This is a genomic window from Ruegeria sp. AL1 (assembly GCF_056540905.1).
Window position 1 is genome coordinate 86,680 of sequence record NZ_JBQFXP010000015.1, and the last position, 18,286, is coordinate 104,965.

Annotated in this window: 15 protein-coding genes; 8 read left to right on the forward strand and 7 right to left on the reverse strand. The window is 60.9% G+C overall.

The annotated features are described in order from the left end of the window. Window positions 1-62: 62 nt before the first annotated feature. Complete coding sequence (locus tag ACRZ9X_RS20705) at window positions 63-1,724, reverse strand: ABC transporter substrate-binding protein (RefSeq protein ID WP_480521972.1); 1,662 nt, start codon at window positions 1,722-1,724, stop codon at window positions 63-65. 211 nt (window positions 1,725-1,935) lie between these two features. Here ACRZ9X_RS20705 and ACRZ9X_RS20710 point away from each other — a divergent pair, with 211 nt between their 5' ends. Both ACRZ9X_RS20710 and ACRZ9X_RS20715 read left to right on the forward strand, forming a co-directional pair. Further along, on the forward strand, window positions 1,936-2,724 hold the full coding sequence (locus ACRZ9X_RS20710) for an IclR family transcriptional regulator (RefSeq protein ID WP_480521973.1): 789 nt from the start codon (window positions 1,936-1,938) through the stop codon (window positions 2,722-2,724). A gap of 144 nt (window positions 2,725-2,868) precedes the next feature. Beyond that, window positions 2,869-4,596, forward strand: a complete 1,728-nt coding sequence (locus ACRZ9X_RS20715; RefSeq protein WP_480521974.1) for a M28 family metallopeptidase — start codon at window positions 2,869-2,871, stop codon at window positions 4,594-4,596. A 338-nt stretch (window positions 4,597-4,934) separates the two neighbouring features. Here ACRZ9X_RS20715 and ACRZ9X_RS20720 read toward each other — a convergent pair whose 3' ends face one another. The 6 genes from ACRZ9X_RS20720 to ACRZ9X_RS20745 all read right to left on the reverse strand — a co-directional run bounded on the left by ACRZ9X_RS20720 (window position 4,935) and on the right by ACRZ9X_RS20745 (window position 10,729). Next, window positions 4,935-6,242 carry a TRAP transporter large permease gene (locus ACRZ9X_RS20720; RefSeq protein ID WP_480521975.1) on the reverse strand — a complete coding sequence of 436 codons (1,308 nt, stop codon included), beginning with the start codon at window positions 6,240-6,242 and terminating at the stop codon, window positions 4,935-4,937. Beyond that, complete coding sequence (locus tag ACRZ9X_RS20725; protein ID WP_480521976.1) at window positions 6,242-6,745, reverse strand: TRAP transporter small permease; 504 nt, start codon at window positions 6,743-6,745, stop codon at window positions 6,242-6,244. Before ACRZ9X_RS20725 ends, ACRZ9X_RS20720 begins: the two co-directional genes overlap by 1 nt. 60 nt (window positions 6,746-6,805) lie before the next feature. Then, a complete protein-coding gene (gene dctP / locus ACRZ9X_RS20730) occupies window positions 6,806-7,819 on the reverse strand; it encodes a TRAP transporter substrate-binding protein DctP (protein ID WP_480521977.1) in 1,014 nt (337 codons plus the stop codon). A 95-nt stretch (window positions 7,820-7,914) separates the two neighbouring features. Next, on the reverse strand, window positions 7,915-8,526 hold the full coding sequence (leuD, locus tag ACRZ9X_RS20735) for a 3-isopropylmalate dehydratase small subunit (RefSeq protein ID WP_480521978.1): 612 nt from the start codon (window positions 8,524-8,526) through the stop codon (window positions 7,915-7,917). Next, window positions 8,526-9,932 carry a 3-isopropylmalate dehydratase large subunit gene (leuC, locus tag ACRZ9X_RS20740; RefSeq protein WP_480521979.1) on the reverse strand — a complete coding sequence of 469 codons (1,407 nt, stop codon included), beginning with the start codon at window positions 9,930-9,932 and terminating at the stop codon, window positions 8,526-8,528. Before leuC ends, leuD begins: the two co-directional genes overlap by 1 nt. Further along, the gene (locus ACRZ9X_RS20745; protein ID WP_480521980.1) at window positions 9,929-10,729 is read right to left on the reverse strand and encodes a GntR family transcriptional regulator; all 801 of its coding nucleotides are present in this window, start codon (window positions 10,727-10,729) and stop codon (window positions 9,929-9,931) included. Before ACRZ9X_RS20745 ends, leuC begins: the two co-directional genes overlap by 4 nt. Before the next feature lie 147 nt (window positions 10,730-10,876). Here ACRZ9X_RS20745 and ACRZ9X_RS20750 point away from each other — a divergent pair, with 147 nt between their 5' ends. Genes ACRZ9X_RS20750 through ACRZ9X_RS20775 form a run of 6 tightly spaced genes read left to right on the forward strand, consistent with a single transcriptional unit; the run spans window position 10,877 to window position 18,032 of the window. Further along, window positions 10,877-11,443: a tautomerase family protein gene (locus ACRZ9X_RS20750; protein ID WP_480521981.1), complete on the forward strand. Its 567-nt coding sequence runs from the start codon at window positions 10,877-10,879 to the stop codon at window positions 11,441-11,443. Next, window positions 11,440-13,134, forward strand: coding sequence for a hydantoinase B/oxoprolinase family protein (locus tag ACRZ9X_RS20755; protein WP_480521982.1), 1,695 nt, complete (start codon window positions 11,440-11,442; stop codon window positions 13,132-13,134). The genes ACRZ9X_RS20750 and ACRZ9X_RS20755 overlap by 4 nt, the downstream gene beginning before the upstream one ends. Further along, window positions 13,131-15,188 carry a hydantoinase/oxoprolinase family protein gene (locus ACRZ9X_RS20760; protein WP_480521983.1) on the forward strand — a complete coding sequence of 686 codons (2,058 nt, stop codon included), beginning with the start codon at window positions 13,131-13,133 and terminating at the stop codon, window positions 15,186-15,188. Before ACRZ9X_RS20755 ends, ACRZ9X_RS20760 begins: the two co-directional genes overlap by 4 nt. Then, complete coding sequence (locus tag ACRZ9X_RS20765) at window positions 15,189-15,809, forward strand: cysteine hydrolase family protein (protein ID WP_480521984.1); 621 nt, start codon at window positions 15,189-15,191, stop codon at window positions 15,807-15,809. Then, complete coding sequence (locus ACRZ9X_RS20770) at window positions 15,806-16,672, forward strand: isocitrate lyase/PEP mutase family protein (RefSeq protein ID WP_480521985.1); 867 nt, start codon at window positions 15,806-15,808, stop codon at window positions 16,670-16,672. Before ACRZ9X_RS20765 ends, ACRZ9X_RS20770 begins: the two co-directional genes overlap by 4 nt. Then, window positions 16,656-18,032 (forward strand): FAD-dependent oxidoreductase, encoded by a 1,377-nt coding sequence (locus ACRZ9X_RS20775; protein WP_480521998.1) that lies wholly within the window; start codon window positions 16,656-16,658, stop codon window positions 18,030-18,032. Before ACRZ9X_RS20770 ends, ACRZ9X_RS20775 begins: the two co-directional genes overlap by 17 nt. Window positions 18,033-18,286: the final 254 nt, after the last annotated feature.

The following is an 18,286-nucleotide window of genomic DNA, read 5'->3' on the forward strand; positions in this document are numbered from 1 at the left end:
AGGGTTAGGTTGTGGTGTTTAGAAGGGCGCGGCGATTGCCCGCCGCGCCAGCCCGACGGGTATTAGTCCGCGAGTGTTTCCTTGACACCGTCGGGATAGGTCAGCCGATCCCCGACGCCGCCATAACCGGCCTCTTCCAGGATCGATTTGGCCACATCGCTGCCGGCTTTGAACCCGTTTACCACGTCTTCGGCGTGCCAGTATTCCAGCGCCGGTGAGACGACCGAGTTCGATGGGACAGCGAACTTTTTGAAGGCCGCGTTCACGATCAGGCGGCGGTCAACAGCCGCAGACAACGCGCGGCGGAAGGCCGGGTCGTTGAACGGTGGGCGGCGCAGGTTGAAGGCGACATAGCGGAAACCGATATCAACGGTCGAAACCACCTCAAGATCGCCATCCTGTTCCGCGGCATCCAGCAGGACCTGCGGATCGCCCTGGAAATCGGTCAGGAAGTTCAGCTCACCCGAGCGCAGCATACCCAGCGCGGCCTCGGCGTTCGGGACCAGACGCAGGATAAAGCGCTCGGCCTTGGGGGCATTGAAGTGATCCGTGTTGGCTTCCAGCACAATCTCTTCATTCTGCAGCCAACGCACGAATTTGTAAGCACCAGAGCCGATCGGCGTATCCTCCTGATAGCTTTCCGCGTTTTCATCCTTGGTCGCCAGATCAGCCAGAATGGGTTCCCACACATGTTTCGGGATGATGTTGATCTTGGCCAGGCTGGAGGTCAGGAACGACGCCGAAGGTGTATTCAGCGAGAAGACAATCGTGTTGTCACCTTCGACAGCGACACTGGCGACATTGCTGCCGAACGGGGCGTACATCGGGGCCTCGCCTCCCGTGGTCGCCTCATAGGAAAAGACCACATCATCGACGGTGACCGGCTTGCCGTCATGGAAGGTCAGCCCGTCGCGCAGCGTGACCGCGATGGTGGTGTCATCGCGCCATTCAAAGCTTTCCGCCGCCCAGGGCTGCGGCAGACCGTCAGGGCCCACGCGGAACAGACGGTCATAGATCAGCTCGGTCAGCCAGTTGTCGGTCACGCCCGAGATGTAAAGCGGGTTAACCGCAATCACATTGTCCGAGCTGTTGACGATGATATCCTTCTGATCGCCCGTGGGCGTCAGGCCCAGCCAGGTCCAGTAACTACGGATGCCAATACCGGACTGATCCACGACCGAGGCCGGATCGAAGACATTTTTGTCAAAGGCAAAGGCCTGTTGCGGATGGACCAACATCATGTTGGGCTGATCCGCGTCCAGAATCTCCTGCGCTTTCAGCACCAGTTTCTGCCGCGCCTCTGGGTCAACTGTCACCCGCTGTTCTTCCACCAGCGCATCGTATTCGGGATTCTTGTAGCCAATGAAATTATACCCGTTCTCGGCGGTGGAGGAATGGAACAGGTTATAGATGATCTCATCCGGGTCAGACCGTTCCGGCCGCCCGGTCATCTGCCAGGCGGTCACGTCCCAATCGTCGCGGTTGTACCAGACGGCATCGGCCATTTGTGACCACGGCATCACGTTCACATTGACGTCCAGCCCCAGCTTGCGCCATTCCTGCGCGATCAGCTGGATGGCCTGAAACTCGGCAGGCTGTGCCGCCTGTGGGCGGGTCAACAGTTCGATGGTTCGGATTTGATCCTGTGCGCTGGCACTTGCCGCCCAGAGCGATGCTGAGACAGCAAGTCCGGCAGCAGCTGTAACAAGAGTCTTCAAGGTCATTCTCCCGTTGGTTGGCCCACGGGGCACGCGGGCTGTTTCAATCCTGGCGGTCGTTCCTTTGCCGCCGAAGGCGCAGCACCCTTTCCCATGGTCACCCGGCAAAGTTGCTATCCCGGGTGCGGTATTATTGTTTTACTCACTGAAACGAGTTTGCTATCGTTCGGTCAGTAAAACATAGATTCGCTTAAAAGCAAGAGTGTCGAAATCGCCGATGTCACAAGAAACCACCCAAACGGGACCTGAGCGAAAGTCGTATCGGATCGACGCCGTCGCCCGCGCCTTGCGGGTGATGGAGGCTTTGGCCGACACACCCGGGATCGGCGCTACTGCCCTTGCAGAACAGCTTGGCCTGACCAAGTCGATCGTCTTTCGCCTGTTGCAAACGCTGGAAGAGGATGGCTATGTCCAGCGCGATGAGGAACGGGCGATTTATTCGCTGGGATACCGCGTGGCGCTGCTGGGTGAACGTGTCGGGCGCGAGGGGGCCTTGCTGCAGGTTGCCCGCCCGGTGATGGACGCGCTGCGGGATGATACGGGCGAGAATGTCAATCTTGTGATCCGCGAGGCCACCGCATCTGTGGCCATCGCAACGCGCGAGGGATTGCACAGTATAAGGCTTTTTGCGCAGCTGGGGCGGCGCGGGCCGTTGCATGCCGGGGGTGCCTCGATGCTGTTGCTGGCCTATGCCGAACCCAGCATCCGCGACAGTGTTCTGGCCAGTGACCTTGAACGGTTCAGCCCACATACGATCACCGACCCCGAGCGGCTGCGCGAGGTTTTGCTGCTGATCCGGGCCAATGGGTATAACGTGGCGATCAATGATCTGGATGACGGGGCCTTCTCGGTCGCTGCCCCGATCCGCAACAGCGCCGGTGAGATCATCGCCGGAATTTCGGTGGCTGGTGCCTCTGTCCGATTGGATGAGGTCCGGCGAGCGACATACATCGAAAAAGCCGTCACAGCGGCCAACGAGATTTCCGAAAAACTGACTTTGGGCTGATCAAAAACCTGACAGAATATCCGGGCGAAGGCGGATTTCTGCATTCCAAGACGTACAGGCACGAGCCTTGCGTGGAATCAATTTGTCGGTTTATGTTTTAATCATTGCTACAGCGTTTCACTGAATAAAACATCGGAGAGCCCCATGACCCCCCAAGAAGCCGTATTGCTGGATCAAGTCACAACCGATGAACCCTGGGCTCTGGTCGAAAGCTTCGCAACGTTCAAGCGGGAACATCCCGACGACGTCAATCGCGGCATGGATGAGGTCGTGGGCCGGCTGACCAAACACGGGGTCGAGGTCAAGGTGCACGAGCCTGACCTGTTTCTCAGCCTGCCTGGCGAAGCCCGGGTTGAGGCCGCGGGCGTCACCTATCGCGCCAAGCCGCCTGCCTTCAGCGCCAATGCGCCGGGCGGGTTCAGCGGCCCGCTGGTCTATATCCGTGGCACCACGAATTTGGACGAGGAAGACGCCTTTGAAAGTCAGCTTGAGGCCGGGCCTGAGATGGAAACCCGCGTGCGCGGCAAGATTGTTTTGACCGAAGGCTTTGCCAGCCCCGCCATCATCTCGCTGATGGAAGGCTGTGGGGCGGTGGGGGTGATCGCGATCAACCCCGGCGTCGACATCCACTGGGGGATCTGCACCACGATCTGGGGCATTCCGAGTGCCAGCGATCTGCACCGCAAACCGGCGATCCCTGCGGCAGCGGTGAATATGGAAAGCGGCAAAGCGTTGATCGAGCTTGCCAAAGCCGGAGGCGAGGCCACGATCTTTACCGAGATGGAAGAGGGGTGGTTCCGCTCAAAACTGCCCGAGGTCACCATTCCGGGCACCGAAGAGCCGGACAAATACGTCCTGCTGCACGGCCATCTGGACAGTTGGGATGTGGGCGTCGGCGACAACGCCACAGGCGATGCTACAATGTTGGAGGTCGCGCGAGTGCTTTGGGCCAATCGCGACAAGCTGCGGCGCACGGTCAAAATCTGCTGGTGGCCCGGGCATTCGACAGGGCGCTATGCCGGATCGACCTGGTATTCGGATACTTTCGCGCTGGATCTTGACGAGAATTGCGTGGCGCAGGTGAATTGCGACAGCCCCGGCTGCCGGTGGGCGACCGAGTTCATCCATGTCTCGGTCATGTCCGAGGCGCATGATTTTCTGGCCGGGGTCATTCAGGATGTCGCGGGTAAAACGCTGCAATCCGAACGTCCGCATCGGGCCGGGGATTACTCGTTCAACAATATCGGCATCTCCAGCTACCTTATGCTGTCGTCAGCCATGACAGACGCCCACCGGGAAGAGCTTGGCTACTATGCCGTGGGCGGCTGCGGTATGAACATCGCGTGGCACACTGAAAACGACACGTTGGAGATTGCGGACAAAGACATTCTGCTGCGCGACATCAAGGTCTATCTGCTGGCCGTCTTCCGCAATGCAAATGCGGGTATCCTGCCGATGGACTGGCGCGCCACCGCGCGTGAGTTTCAGGCTACGGTCGCGGATTATCAGACGCAGGCGGGCGAGTGCTTCGACCTGTCCGCAACAGCCACCGCCGCCGATGCGTTGCTGGCCGATCTTGAGGCGTTCTACGACCGGACGCAAGCTAGCAGCATCCCCGAAGCGGCGGCCAATGCGGCTATTCAGGACCTCGCTCGTATTCTGGTTCCGCTGAATTTCAACCGCTCAGACCGGTTCCGGCACGATCCGGCCTTAACCATTCCACCCCTTCCCGCGCTGGAAGAAGCGACGAAGATTGCCACCAGACCCGAAAAGCTTCTTGGGTTTTCACGAACTGAACTGGTGCGTGGTCAAAACCATGTAATTGCAGGGATAAAGCGTGCTCAGAATAGAATACAAGCGGCGCTGGGATAACACCGGATACAATTCGACCTAAAGAATATCCTGGCCCCGAGTTTCTGCGGCAAACACAGGAGGTCGCAGGTGATCTGTTCTCTATCCAAGTGAGCCGATCACCTCAGCAAGATCTCGTCGTGTTGTGCCAAGACCGTCTGCTTTAGGGCTATCTCTTTGAACAGGAGGTGGAAAGACACCCGTTTTGTTCACTGCCTTTCTCGCCGAGGTCGCATTGCCAAACCGCCGAGCAAAACCCGCAGGCTTGTTGTGCCCAGGTGCGGGCTATTTCGGGTAGCTCGTTGATCTCTGCAGGTCGCGACCGGTCTTCTACGTCTGAGCCACACAACCGGGATGCCTCATAAAGACGGCAGGAACAACGCGAGCCCGGGGAAGGCGATCAACAGAACCACCAGAAAGAGCGAGCAGAAGATGAACGGAAAGGCCGAAGTATAGATCTCGCGCATCGTCGTGCCCGGTGGGGCGACTCCTTTCATCACGAATAAAAGTAGCCCAAAGGGCGGCGTCGTGAAGCTGATTTCCAGCGACAGCAACATGATCAGGCCGAACCAGATCGGATCGAACCCAAGCGTTTGCGCCAGCGGGAAAAAGATCGGCACCGTCAGCAGCATGATCGAGATCTGCTCCATGAACATGCCCAAAAGCAACAGGACGGCAAACATCACCGTCAGCATCGCCAGCGGGGCCAGATCGAACGCAATCGCCCAGTTGACCAGCCCTCGGGATGCACCGGAAAACGCAAGAAGCTGGCTGAACGTGGCCGAGCCGAAGACGATCAGGTAGGCCATCAGTGTCACTTTCAGCGCGCCGATAACCGATTTCTTCATCGCCTCCCATGTGAGGCAGCGGAAAAGGGCGGCAAGGATCAGAACGCCCAAGGCGCCGAAAGCCGCCGCCTCGGACGGGGTGACAAAACCTTTTATCATCAGGACGATAATCACCACCATGACGCCGACCATTGGAACCACCTCGGTCATCAACAGTTTCAGGCGGTAGGCCATGGACATCGGCTCGACGTCATAGGCGGGCGCAGCGGTCGGGTCGATCCGGGTCTGCAGCCAGATCGTTCCGATATAGAACGCGGCCAGGATCAGGCCGGGGATCACGCCCGCGATCAACAACGCGGCCACGTCGATCTGCGCCAGCGTGGCCAGCAGAACTGCAAGCGCCGAGGGCGGGATGATGATGGCAAGGCCGCCCGTGCCCAGAATGGGGCCGATGCTCATGTGCGATTTGTAGCCACGCCGCTTCATCTCGGGCACCATCAGCGACCCCAGAAGCGCAGTGGACCCCATAGACGACCCGGACAGAGTGGAGAAGGCCGTACCCCCCATAACGGTCACATAGCTTAGCCGTCCGGGCAATCGGCCCAGCAACTTGTCGATGGCGTTGAACATCCGCCCACCAAGGCCGGTGTGAAAGAAAATCTCCCCCATTAGCAGAAACAGCGGGATGGGCATCAGGGCGTATTTCGTCAGCGCCCCCAGCCCGTTGTTGAGCAGCTGCGTCACCCCGCGCTCGCCACCCATGAACACCCAGGCCCCCAGAATGTTCGCGGCCAGAAAGGCCAGCGCCACGGGCATTCCGATGGCCATCAGGAACACGATGGAACCCAGCAAAAGGGCAAGGGCCTCGTACCATTCCATTATTCGTGAATCCCCGCTTCGCCGCTATGCATCAGGTCAGGGCCAAACACGAACCGCGAGAATTCGATCGCCATCAGCCCAAAGGACAGGGGAAAGGCGATGGTCAGCAGCCAGCGGGGGAAGTAATAGGCGCGCGTGTCATAGTCGCCGCGTTCGATGTTGGTCAGGACCAGATCACCCCCCTGCCACGCAAGGATCAGGCAGACCAGCACACAGGCCGCCGCGACCGAACGGCTGACGATCCGGCGCAGGTGCAAAGGCAGGGCAGCCGTGACCAGTTCGATATGCACATGCCCCTTTTCCCGCACCAGCCAGGGCGCGCCCAGCATGGTCATGTACAACAGCCCATATTCGGCCGAGGTGAACAGCCACGCAAACGGCTGCAGCCCTGCATTGCGCATTAGCACCGAGGTAATGACGGACAGCATCAGCCAGACCAGCAACAGCCCTGCCAGAATGGCCATGCCAAACAGCACTGCGTCATAGGCTTTTTTCATCGTCATGCCTGAATTGCCCCGAATACCGGTCGGGCCCGCAGACTTTATGCGGGCCTTTTCTTGGTCTTAGTTTGCTGCGTCGAGATCGTAGAACAGCTCGATCAGGCGATCATAGTTGTCGGTTCCACCCGGTTGCTCCGCCATCAGGCTGTTCATCCGCTCCCACGTTTTTTCACGGGCAGCGGCGAGGTAATTCGCCTTGGCCTCACCTTCCAGGCTGACAACGGTCATGCCCGCGCCATCCAGCGCGGCGAAATCCTCATCCCGCTTGCTGCGCAGGGCTTCGACGCTGTCTTTCTCGTGCTGGATCGCCACGTCCTGAAGGATCGTCTTGGCCTCATCCGACAGCGCGTTCCAACGCTCCAGATTCACGATAACGCCCAGATCGGTCGAGAAGAAACAGGGCTCGATCCGGTAGTTCAGGAATTCGTTCCACTTCAAGTCGATCAATCCGATCTGGGTCCAGCCCGTTGCGTCCACGACACCGCGTTGCAGGGCCGAATAAACCTCACCCGTGGGCAGGTCGATCACCTGCGCGCCTAGGTAGTTCGTGAAGAAGGCGTTGTATACGTTGTTGCCGCGCAGCTTCAGCCCTTCGACCTCAAGGTTGCCATCGGCGTCAAAGCTGGGCTCATTCCGGGTCCAGAGGTTGTAGCAAACACCACTATCGAACCAGCCGAGATATTTCAGGCCCATCTTCTCTTGATGGATCTGGTCGATCAACTCGGTGCCGCCATTCTGGCGGGTCTCAATCGCGGTCAGGTTCGACGCAACCATTGCGTCCTTTTCAGGCAGCGCGCCGCCATAGAACGAACCCGGCGTGTAGACCATGTCGACAATACCATCCCGCACCGCATCGGGCTGCTGGAACATGCCGATGGCCTCGGGTCCGCCACGCACGTCGATCTGGATGACGCCCTTGCCCGCTTCGTTCACCTTGTTCACGAAATCCAGAAAGCTTTGGGTATAGATCAGCGTTTCGGGAAAGGCGTGCACGGCCGAGATGGTCTCTTCGGCCTTCGCCACCCCGGCGACCATCACGGCCCCAGTCAACAGGCCCGCCAATGCGTTCAGTTTCATAAGTCTTCCTCCACTTGTGTCCGGGGCATTTTCCTGAGTTCACCCCTTGTTTTCCTGGCCTTGTGGCCTGTTGCGCCGTCTTCGCGCGACGTGTCTTAGTCGGATAGAGTTGGCCACGCCCATGGCGCGGTCTGATTACGGGTTTGCTTGTGGGCGCTGATCGCCTGTGCGTGCTGTCGGGTCAGATCGATGTCGTCCCAGCCGTTGATCAGCTTGACGCACCAGCCCTCATCCAGTTCGAATTCCGCCTCGAATTCTCCCAGCGTGACGCGGCCTTTGGTCAGGTCTATGGACATCCGCGCGGGGGCATCTGTCAGTGCGCCGTTCAGCTGCGTCATCGTCGCGGCACTTACCCGCGCGGGCAAAAGGCCGTTGTTGATGGCGTTGTTGGCAAAGATGTCGCCGAAACTGGGCGCGATGATCGCGCGTATCCCGGCATCGACCAACGCATAAACCGCCGCCTCACGCGACGACCCGCTGCCGAAATTCTGCCCCGCAACAAGAATGCTGATGCCTGTGTGCCGGTTCAGCGGGAAATCCGGGTGCAGGTTTTCATTCTCGTCCCGCCGCATGTCGTGCAGCAGATATGGCCCATACCCCTCACTGCGAGGAACCGACATGAACCGCGCAGGGATCAGCTGATCGGTATCGATATTGTCGCCCACCAAAGCGACCGCGTGCCCGGTAAGCGCGCTCCACCCCGCCATCACGCCGCCCTGCCCTGCAGGAATGGTCGGACATCGGTGATCGTGCCGGTCACGGCCGCTGCCGCCACCATCGCTGGAGACATCAGATGCGTGCGTGCGCCGCGCCCCTGACGGCCCCGAAAATTGCGGTTGGTCGAGGAGGCGCAGCGCTTGCCCTCAGCCACCAGGTCGCCGTTCATGCCGACACACATCGAACAGCCCGACGCCGCCCATTCCAGCCCAGCCTCGGTGAATATGCGGTCCAGCCCTTCCGCTTCGGCCTGTGCTTTCACCCGGGCCGAGCCCGGTGCGACCAACCCCGGCACTTTCGCCCGGCGTCCGGACAAGACCAGAGCGGCTTCCCTCAGGTCTTCGATCCGGCCATTGGTGCAGGACCCGATAAAGACCTGATCCACAGGCACCCCGTCCAAGGGCCGACCAACTGCCAACCCCATGTAATCCAGCGCGTCGCGCGCGGCGTTTGCCTTTGCAGGGTCCATCATGTCCGGGTTTGGGATCGCCGTCGATACGGGCAGCGCCTGTTCCGGGCTGGTGCCCCATGTCACGGTCGGCGCAATGCTGGACGCATCCAGCACAACGTCGCGGTCAAAAATCGCGCCCTCATCCGAGGTCAGCCGTCGCCATGTTTCACAAGCTGCGTCAAACTCTTCGCCCTCCGGCGCGTGATCACGTCCTTCAAGATAGGCAAACGTCACTTCATCAGGGGCCACCATGCCAAAGCGCGCTCCGCCCTCGATGGACAGGTTGCACAGGGTCATGCGCCCTTCCATCGACAGGTCCCGCACGGCCTGCCCCGCATATTCCACCGCATGCCCCTGCGCGCCGCCCGTGCCCAGCATGGCAATCCAGTTCAGCGCGATGTCCTTGGCCGACACACCCGGCCCCAGACGGCCATTGACCACGATGCGCATCGCCTTTGGCTTGCGCTGCCAGACAGTCTGAGTCGCCAGAACATGCGCAACCTCGGTCGCGCCGATCCCGAAAGCCAACGCTCCGAACGCGCCATGGGTCGAGGTATGGCTGTCCCCGCAATTGATCAACAGCCCCGGCAAGGTCAGCCCGAGTTCCGGCCCGATGACATGCACGATACCCTGCGCCGGATCGTCCAGATCGAAAATCCGCAGATTGTGCGTGTCGGCATTGCTGCGCAGCGTCTCGATCATCCGGGCAATCTTTGGGTCTGTAATCCGGCCCCGGTCCCGCGTGGGCGCATAGTGATCGACAACCGCAAAGGTCAAATCCGGCTCAGCCACCTGCAAACCCCGCTCAGCCAGCTTTGCAAAGGCATGGTGCGAGCCCTCATGCACCAGATGGCGATCTACCCACAGCAGCGAGACACCATCCTCGCGCCGCAACACCTCATGCGAAACCCAGAGCTTATCGAGCATGGTGCGCGGGGCCGTCATTCTTCGGCCTCACTGCGACCGATGGCGGGTTCCCAATGGCGGGCGGACCCGGTTCCGACCCGCGCCAGAGGCATCTCAAGGCGGAACATGTCAGGCCGGTATAGGCCGGACAGGTATTCGACCCCGTTGCCTTCGATATCCCGCACAATACGTTTCAGCGACAACAGCGCCGAGCCGACGGCAACGCCCAAGGCCTCGGCCACATCGGGGCCTGCAAGCGTGGCCGACACCGTCTGATGCGCCTCTTCGATCTGCACGCCACCCCGTTCCAGAAGCTTGAACAGCGGCGTTGTGGCCAGATCGCTTTCAGAATAATTCCGAGCAATTGCGGCGGGCACATATGTTGTGAGGTGCGAAAAGGGTACATCATCTGTCAGGCGGACCCGCGTGGCAATCTGCACTTGTCGGTCGTCCTGCAGGCCCATGGCCGACGCCACCGCCTCGGGCGCATTGCCATAAGAAAAGGACAAGAGCCGCGCGGTGGTACTCTGCCCCATTTCAACAAGCTGCGGCATCAGGGTGTTGAAATCCATCGCCGCCCGCGCGCCCTGCGGCGATCGGCCCGACACCCGCGTGCCACTGCCCGCCTGCCGTTCGATCAAACCATTGCCCGCCAGCGCCTCAAGCGCGCGCCGGATGGTCACGCGGGACACGCCGAACTTTTCGGCCAGACGCTGCTCACCCGGCAGGGTTTCCCCCGCCGACAGCTGCCCTGCGGTGATCTGATCGCGCAGAGACAGGTAGACGCGCTGCGCCTTGGTCCCGTCCGGAAGATTGGCCGCGTTGATCTGGTTCACCCGATGATTCCCCTTTCCCAGCACTGGCAATCGTAAGAGCGAGACTTCGAAAATCAAGCTTTAGTATTATACTTGGTTCAAAAAAAGTCTTATCATTGGTGTTTAAGCTGTATTACAAATAATACCAATTACAGAGGGGAAAGCTGCGTGCCGATCGTCGAGCTGCATGTGATCGAAGGTTACAGCGCCGTGGAAAAACAACGGCTTGGCCGCGTGCTGACCGATGCGGTGCGATTCGTCGTGCCCGCTGCGCCTGATCTCGTTACTGTGCTGATCCATGACCTGCCGCCTGAGGATTATTACCGCGGCGGCCAGACCAGACAGCCCGCACAGGCCAAGGATGACCCCGAACAGATCGTCCGCGCGTTCCTTGTGGAAATGAGCGAACGCGCTCTCGACAAGGCGGCGGCCCGACTGGCACCGGGCTTCGTCATGCACTTCCCCGGAGCACCACCGATGCACGACCTGTCCGAGCTTATGGGCTGGGCCGCACCCCGCTATCGCAGCATCACCAAAACCTATGAAGGCTTCGATGCGCTGCAAGGCGCGGGCGACGCCGCGATTGTCTATTGCCGGGGTACATTGTCAGGGGAATGGCCGGACGGGACCCCTTTCGCAGGACTCCGCTTCATCGACCGGTTCGAGATCATCGACAACCGGATCACTCGTCAGGATGTCTGGAACGACATCGCAGAAACAAGGGCACAGGCATGAGCGAGATTGACCCGATCACTCTTTCGGTTCTGGCAGGTCGCATGGAACAGATCGCGGACGAAATGGACGCAACCCTATTCCGCGCGGCCTTCAACCCCATCATTGCCGAGGCGCATGACGCCAGCCACGGGCTCTATTCGGCCACAACCGGCGACACGCTGGTTCAGGGCAAATCCGGCCTGCCGATCTTTGTCGGCGTGATGTCCTTTGCGGTGAAGGCGGTGATCGAAAAGGCCGCCGCTGACGGTGATCTGGAAGACGGTGACATCTACATCTTCAACGACGCGCATATCGGCGGCACGCATTTGTCGGACATGCGTTTGGTGCGGCCTTATTTTCGTGATGGGCAGCTGTTCAGCTATCTCGCCTCGGTCGGGCATTGGCATGACGTGGGCGGCGCGGTGCCCGGGAACTACAACCCTGCCGCGACAGATGTGTTTCAGGAGGCGTTCGTCTTGCCGCCCGTCAAACTGGCACGCAAAGGTGAGGTCAATCAGGACATCATCGACATCCTGCTGCGCAACACCCGCCTGCCCCAATCAGCCATGGGCGATCTGAACGGCCAGTTGGGGGCGCTTGATCTGGGCGTTCGGCGAATGGATGAGTTGCTGGACGAATACGGCGCGGACATCGTGTCAGCCGCGCTGGAGGCGCTCGGCCATCGCGCCGAGGCGCTGATGCGGGCCGAATTGCAAGACCTGCCCGATGGCCGATGGGAGGCTGAGGATTTCCTCGACAATGACGGCATCACCGACACGCCCCTGCGCATCAACATGGCGCTTGAGATCAAAGGCGACCGGATGGTTCTGGATTTTTCCGGTTCCTCGCCGCAATGCGAAGGGCCGGTGAATATCGCTCTACCGACGACTGTCGCAACGGCCTATGTGGCCATCAAGCACGTCTTCCCGTCTCTGCCCGCCAATGCCGGGGTGATGCGGCCCATCGAAGTCATCGTGCCCGATGACAGCCTGCTGTCGGCCAAGTTCCCGGCCCCGACCGGCGGGTATACCGAGACTATTTTGCGGATGATCGACGTGGTCTTTTCCGCCTTCGCCAAGGCTGCGCCGGACCGGGTTGTGGCCAATGCCTATGGCACGATCAACGCGCTGTCGATTGCGGGAAAACGGTCGAACGGGCAGCCTTGGGTAATGTTCAGCTTTTACGGCGGTGGGCACGGCGGCTCGGTCGAAAGCGACGGGTTGAACCACGGGAATGCGCCGATTTCCACCGCCACAATCCCGCCGATGGAAATTCTTGAGGCCGCCTATCCCGTCATGTTCCGGCAATGGGCCCTGCGCCCGGACAGCGCAGGCGCGGGCGCGCATCGCGGCGGGCTTGGGGCTGTCTATGAGATCGAAGTGCTGGAAGAGAACGGGGCCGAGGCGTTTTTGTTCGGCGAACGCGGACGTTTTGCACCCAAGGGGATCGCCGAGGGTCAGGACGGCGCGATGAATGTCTTCACCTACGAACAGGATGACGGCTGGAAAGCGCCGCCTCTGGTGTCGAAAATGCGCGGGATCAAACTGCGCCAAGGACAAGCCGTGCGGCTGGAAACACCCGGCGGTGGGGGTTACGGCGCAGCAAAACGCCGTGCGCCTGAAAATATCGCCAAAGACGTCGCGCGCGGCTTGGTCAGCGCGGATCAGGCGGACCAGGTCTATGGCTCTGCCTGGCGGGAGGCAGCTCAATGACCGGGCGCATGATCGGCGTTGATGTCGGCGGCACCTTCACGGATGTTTTCGTGTTGAACGAAGGCGACGGCACCGCAACCGTTGCCAAGGTGCCCACAACCCGCCCGGATCAGTCGGGTGGTTTCCTCGACGGGATCGGGCGCGAGGTCTCGGACCTGTCCGAAATTGCAGTTGTTGTGCATGGCACCACCGCTGGCACGAACGCTCTGCTGGAACGCAAGGGTGCGAAAACCGGGGTGATCTGCACCCAAGGCCTGCGCGACGTGCTGGAGATGCGCCGCCGCGACCGCCCCCGCACATGGGGCCTACGCGGTGATTTCGAACCGGTCGTGGACCGTCGCGACCGGCTGGAAGTGCCCGAGCGTACTCTGGCCGACGGCAGTATCCGCACGCCGGTCGATCTGGATGCCGTGCGCGCGGCGGCCACCCAATTGCGCGATCAGGGATGCGAGGCCGTCTCGATCCTTTTCGCCAACGCCTATGCCAACCCCGAAAATGAGGCTGCCGCCGTGGCTGCGGTGCGCGAAATTTGGCCAAACCCGCATGTGTCGGCGTCATCGGAAATCCTGCCAGAGATCCGGGAGTTCGAGCGATTTTCCACCACCGCACTGAACGCCTATCTGCAGCCCGAGGTTTCGGGCTATCTGAACCGGCTGGAAAACGCTCTGCAATCGGGCGGGTTCGACGGGGAGTTCATGATCGTGCAGTCCAACGGCGGTGTTATGGGCGTTGGCACGGCTTGCCAGTTACCCGTCCGCACTGCCCTGTCCGGCCCTGCCGCAGGGGTCATCGCTGCCGGTTACATCGCGCAATCGGCGGGGTTCGACAATGTCATCACCGGCGATATGGGCGGCACCAGCTTTGACGTCTCGCTGATTGCGGGGGGACAGACGATGCTGTCGGCTCAGACCTCGATCGACTTTGGCATGGTCGTGCGCAACCCGATGATCGAGATCACGACCATCGGCGCAGGCGGCGGCTCAATCGCCTGGGTCGACAAGGGTGGCTTACTGAATATCGGCCCCGAAAGCGCCGGATCAAAGCCCGGCCCGGTGGCCTATGGGTTGGGCAATGACCGCCCCACGGTGACCGACGCCAACGTGGTTCTGGGCCGGATCGACCCGGACAATCCCATCGGTGGCAAGTTGGAGAGACTGGATGTCGAGGCAGCCCGTCAGGCGATTGACACCCATGTGGGGCAGCCGCTTGACCTGTCCACGGTTGAGGCCGCCGAGGCCATCCTCCGCGTCGCCAACTCTCGCATGGCAGGCGCGATCCGGCTGGTCAGTATTGAACGCGGGTTTGATCCCAAGCGGTTCGTCTTTATGCCCTTCGGCGGTGGTGGTGCGCTGCATGCCGGGGCCATGCTGGCCGAGGTCGGCATCGCGCGGGCCATCGTTCCGCGCTATCCGGGCGTGACCTCGGCCATGGGGTGCGTAATTGCAGATATGCGGCAGGATTTCGTGCAAACGATCAACTCGCTGGTTTCGCAGCTGGACAGCGCTGCGATGGGGGCGTTCATGCAGGATCACGTCGATCAGGGCATGGCCTTGCTGGACGCCGCCCGCACCACGTTCGAGGCGCGCGAGATTTCGTTCGAGCTCGACATGGCCTATGTCGGGCAAACGCATACGGTGCCGGTGCCGCTGCGCGTTGCGGTATCGGAGGGCATGGTTACTCCGCCTGACAGCGCAGCCATCGAACAGGCCTTCGACACGGCCTATCACGCCACCTATGGCAGGCTTCTGAAAAACGGCGTGCGCCGCATTCTGAACCTGCGCAGCGCGGTTACAGGCAAACGGCCAAAATTCGACCTGTCTACGCTGGCTCCTTCGACCCAAGGCCTGGTAACGCCAATAGCGACGCGGCAGGTTCACTTTGCCCAAGATTGGTATGACACGGCGATCTATGACCGCCTGTCCCTGCCGGTCGGGGCCGTTGTCACGGGGCCCGCGATCCTGACCCAGCCCGATACCACCGTGCTGATCGAACCGCATCTGCAAGGCCGCGTGGATGCCTATGGCAACACGATCATCGAACCGCAGGAGGCGTGAATGAGCGATCCAAACACCTGGGACCCGCAAAAGACGGCCCTTCTGACCATCGACCTGCAGAACGATTTCCTGCATCCCGAGGGGGCCTATGGCCGCGCCGGGCAGTCTGCCCCCGCCATCGCCGCCCTGCCCGATCGCATCGCCCCCTTGGCGCGGCGGTTGCAACAGGCCGGAGGGCACTATTTCTCGGCCCAGTTCACTTTGGTGCCGGACCGCAATGGAGAGCCGCTGATCGCTCCGCATCTAAAACAGCTGCGCCCGTTCCTGACCAAGGGCGATTTTGCGCCCGGAGGGTTCGGTCACACGCTGGTGGACAGCTTACAACCCTGCGACTTTGTCATCGAAAAGGTCGCCTATTCCGCATTCTACCAGACCCGGTTGGAATACCTTATGCGCGCTGTCGGTGTTGAAACTCTGATCATTGGCGGGATCGTTACCAATGGCGGCGTCGCCTCGACCCTGCGCGACGCGCATCTGCGCAATATCGATACTGTCATGCTGACCGACGGATGCGCAGCCTTCCGGGATGAGGTTCACGAGGCCACGATCCTGTCACTGGGCACGGTCACCCATCAACGCACCTGCGCCGAGGTCCTGAACTGGCTGGAGGGCGCAGCATGAGCCTGAAATCCCGGCTGCAACAGCAGAAAATCCTTGTCGCGCCCGGCGTTTATGACGGGCTGACCGCCTCGCTGGCCGAAAAGGCCGGGTTCGAGGCGTTGTATCTCAGCGGGGCCGCCGTGGCCTATACGCGGCTTGGACGTCCGGATATCGGCCTGTCCACCGCCTCTGAAATGGCGGATACCATGACCCTGATCGCGGATCGTGTTGGCTTGCCGGTCATCATCGACGCCGATACCGGCTTTGGCAACGCGCTGAACGCGCAGCGCACCATGCGGCTGTACGAACGCGCCGGAGCATCGGCCCTGCAGGTCGAAGACCAGACCTATCCAAAACGTTGCGGCCACCTGTCAGACAAGTCGCTGATCCCGGCGCAGGAAATGACCGGAAAGATCGCGGCCATGGCCGATGCGCGCGCCAGTGCCGATACGCTGATCATCGCCCGAACAGACGCCATAGCGGTCGAAGGGTTCTCAGCCGCCACCGACCGCGCGGAAACCTATCTGGAGGCTGGCGCGGATGTGCTGTTCATCGAGGCTCCGCAAAGCCGCGAACAACTCACCGCCATTGCCGGCCAATTCGCCCCCCGCGTGCCCCTGCTGGCGAACATGGTCGAGGGTGGCGCGACGCCGATCCTCGGGGCGGGTGACTTGGAAGAACAAGGCTATTCCATCGTCATTTTTCCAGGTGGCATTGTCCGCGCCTTGGCCAAGACAGCGCAGGCCTATTACCACAGCCTTGCCGAACACGGGTCCAACAAACCCTTTGCCGATCACATGTTCGACTTTGGCGGCCTGAACGACGTGATCGGAACCGCCGACATGCTGGAAGCCGGGGCACGCTATGATGACCCCCAGAGTTGAAAGCGCACTGCCCGATCAATTCGATCTGAAGACCGGCACATTGATCATCGGAGCGGGCGCATGCGGCATGGTCGCGGCCCTGTCTGCCGCCGAACAGGGGCAGGACGTGCTGGTGATCGAGGCTGACCCGGTACCCAGCGGCTCAACCGCGCTGTCTGCGGGGTTGATCCCGGCTGCGGGCACCAAGTTGCAACAGGTTGCAGGGATTGGCGATACCCCTGAACAGTTCGCAAACGATATTCAGGCCAAGGCCCATCATCAGAACGATCAGGCTTTGGTTGACCTGCTGGCAGACAATGCCGCCGAGGTCATCGACTGGCTGACCGACCGGTACGGTTTGCCTTTCTCAATTGTGACGGATTTCGATTACCCCGGCCATTCCCGCAGACGGATGCACGGGCTGCCGACCCGCTCGGGCGAGGAACTGATCAATGCCCTGCGCAGCGCTTGCGAAGATGTAGGTCTGGACATCATCTGCAACCGGCGCGCGACGGTGCTGTACAAGGACGGCGACCTGATCCAGGGCATCGCCGTCACCGGCCCGGATGACCGCATCGAGACCATCGCCTGCGACCGGCTGATCCTGGCCTGCAACGGGTTCGGCGGCAATCGCGAACTGGTGGCCCGGCACATGCCGCAGATCGAACAGGCCCTGTGGTTCGGCCACAGCGGCAATCAAGGCGAGGCCGTTCTTTGGGGGCAGGCGCTGGGGGCCGACCTCCAGAACCTTGGAGCTTTTCAGGGCCACGGCAACGTCGCCCATCCGCATGGCATCCTGATCACATGGGCCGTCATCACCGAAGGCGGCATTCAGGTAAACCGCAACGGCCACCGCTTTTGGAACGAGGCGCAAGGCTATTCCGAAGCCGCCCGCGCCGTGCTCGCTCAACCCGGTGGTGAGGCCTTTGCCATATTCGACGAGCGCATCGCCGCAATTGCCCGCCAGTTCGAGGATTTCAAACGCGCCGAAACCTGTGGCGCGGTCCAATCCGGTCACACGATTGAAGACCTGGCAAACCTGTTGGGCCTTCCATCTGCCGCCGTGGCGCAAACCTTGAAAGAAATTCCCGTTCGCAGCGCAGACAAATTCGGGCGGGAATTCAATGCTCCAAGGCTTCGTCCCCCGTTCAAGGGAGTCCGCGTGACCGGAGCGCTATTTCACACTCAGGGCGGATTACGGATCGATACTTCCGCTCGTGTTCTCAAACCAAACGGGACCGCATTCACCAACCTCTTTGCAGGCGGTGGTGCCGCTGTCGGTGTCTCGGGCACGGGCGATGACGGATATCTTTCGGGGAACGGTCTACTCAGTGCGGTTGTATTAGGTCGCATAGCCGGTCGGTTCCGCGCAACAACCTGACACACCCCCTTTTGTCCAATAGGGGGACAGCGCGTTGGGCCTTGACCACAAAACTGATCAGAATCTCCACAATCTGGTCCGGGCGCACCTGCATCCAGATCAAAACACACCTGAATATGCAGCCCTTCACCCCTCAACCCGAAACTTTTCGTTCCGCTTCGACCGAGCTTATTACCAAGACATACTCGTCCCCCGGTATCCCGCGCAAGAGTGTCATCAACAAAGATGGAAACAATGCCTCTGGGATTTGGAGC